The organism is Gammaproteobacteria bacterium CG11_big_fil_rev_8_21_14_0_20_46_22 (assembly GCA_002796245.1).
GTDB lineage: Bacteria > Pseudomonadota > Gammaproteobacteria > UBA12402 > UBA12402 > 1-14-0-20-46-22.
Window position 1 is genome coordinate 51,929 of the sequence record PCWT01000049.1, and the last position, 2,077, is coordinate 54,005.

Sequence of the window (2,077 nt, forward strand, 5' to 3'; positions counted from 1 at the left end):
TGATTTAATGGGACAGCCCTGCTCAATGTCTTGTGATCGCTTGACCGCAAAAGCACGATCCGTTATCCTCACAGCCCTTATGGTGGCATCGGTCCCCGCGCACTGCTAAATTGCGAACCCCGCCAGGTCCTGACGGAAGCAACGGTAGTGATGGCTGCAGGTGCGTTGGTCAGGCTGATGCTGCCACCTTCTTTGTGTTTGCCCGCCTGTCCTTTTGTCATCCTCGCGCAGGTGGTGGTCAACAAACCCCTGGAAATCTCAGCCAAAAACCAGTACATTTTAGGTCGAATCCGTAGGACCACCCATGACAAATTTAGCCCTTGCCCGTCAATACCGCCCGAAGAACTTCGATGAACTCGTGGGCCAAAATCACGTTCGCCTAGCGCTCTCGCACGCTTTAGAACAAGGCCGCTTGCACCATGCGTATTTATTCACCGGCACGCGCGGTGTGGGCAAGACCACGATTGCTCGCATTATCGCCAAGTCGCTCAATTGTGAAACCGGCATCACCGCCACACCGTGTGGCCAATGCCAGGCTTGCCTTGAAATTGACCACGGTCGATTTGTCGACTTAATCGAAATTGATGCCGCCAGCCGCACCAAGGTCGAAGACACGCGAGACATCTTGGATAATGTGCAATACACCCCCAGCAAAGGCCGATACAAAGTCTACCTGATTGACGAAGTGCACATGCTCTCCACGCACAGCTTTAACGCTTTACTCAAAACCTTGGAAGAGCCGCCAGCGCATGTGGTGTTTTTACTGGCCACCACTGATCCTCAAAAAATCCCCGTCACCGTGCTGTCTCGCTGTTTACAGCTTGCTTTAAAAAAACTACCTAGTGATCAGATTAAACAGCAACTTATCAAAATTCTTTCGGCTGAAAATGTCCGCTTTGATGAGGCCGCCCTCGTATTGCTGGCCAAATCCGCCAAGGGCAGCTTGCGGGATGCGCTAAGCCTCACCGACCAAGCGATCGCCTACTGCCAGAACAACATCACCCTCGATGCGGTGCGCGAGATGCTCGGCACCCTAAACCACGAGCGCTTATGGGCGATTTTTGATGCGCTTGAAGCCTCGGACGCACAGGCCCTGCTTGCCACCAGCCAAGCCCTGTCTGACGATGGCCTCGATTTTGAGCAAGTGCTGGATGAGTTCATCACCCTGATTCAGTACATCAGCCTGTACCAAGCAGCCCCGCAAGCGATTCAGTACGAAGAGCTAGACCTCGACAAACTGGCCAAATACGCTAAGCGCTTATCGCCAGAAGACTGCCAACTGTATTATCAAATCGCACTCACTGGCCGTCGTGATTTGCCCCTTTCACCTGACCCAAAGCAAGGCTTTGACATGCTACTGCTGCGCTTGCTCGCGTTTAAACCGAATGATATTGAATCAGCAGTACCTGCACCAAAGGCCAGCATGAGCACGCCTAAAGTTGGCGCGCAAAAAGCTGTGCCGAAAACAACAGTAGCGCCAATAAAAGCCGTGAACCAAAACCATTGGAGCGAGGTGGTCGCCGCACTCGATGTCGCCGGCATGACCAAATCCCTACTGGAACACACAAGCTTAAAATCACAAGATAAAAATAGCATTGAGCTGGTTTTGGATGAGAGCCAGTCAGCCATGCTCAACGATAAGCAGCACACCCGCATCAGTGAGGCGATCGAAAAACATTTCGGCCAAAAACTGAAACTTGTGATCAATGTTGGCAAAGGCGGCGATACCCCGGCACAACAAAAAGCTGACGATGCGCACTCCAAAAAACAGGCAGCGATTAGCTCGATTCAACAAGATGACACCGTCAAAGCACTGATGGACCAATTCGATGCTAAAGTGATTCCAGAAGCGATCAAGAGCAATACTTAAAAAAACGGTAATTATTCAGCATTTTTTCTGAATAATTACCTTATTTCTTAAGAAAATTGGTCTGGACAAAGGGGGCCACTATGAACCCCTGGGCGCTAGGGCTTTCATAATTGAGGTCTTCGTACACGACACAACTCCTTCTAATTTGAGTCAGGCAAAGCTGGGGGCTGGTATGGTTTGGGTTTAAAAAGCCTCACTGCTTGCTTA

Annotated in this window: 1 protein-coding gene and 1 other RNA gene; both read left to right on the plus strand. The window is 50.8% G+C overall.

The window, feature by feature from the left end; all coding sequences use genetic code 11:
* Window positions 1–86 precede the first annotated feature (86 nt).
* Window positions 87–183: signal recognition particle sRNA small type (gene ffs / locus COV52_06725), an RNA gene on the plus strand.
* Between the two features lie 121 nt (window positions 184–304).
* A complete protein-coding gene (locus tag COV52_06730; protein ID PIR10933.1) occupies window positions 305–1,870 on the plus strand; it encodes a DNA polymerase III subunit gamma/tau in 1,566 nt (521 codons plus the stop codon).
* Window positions 1,871–2,077 lie beyond the last annotated feature (207 nt).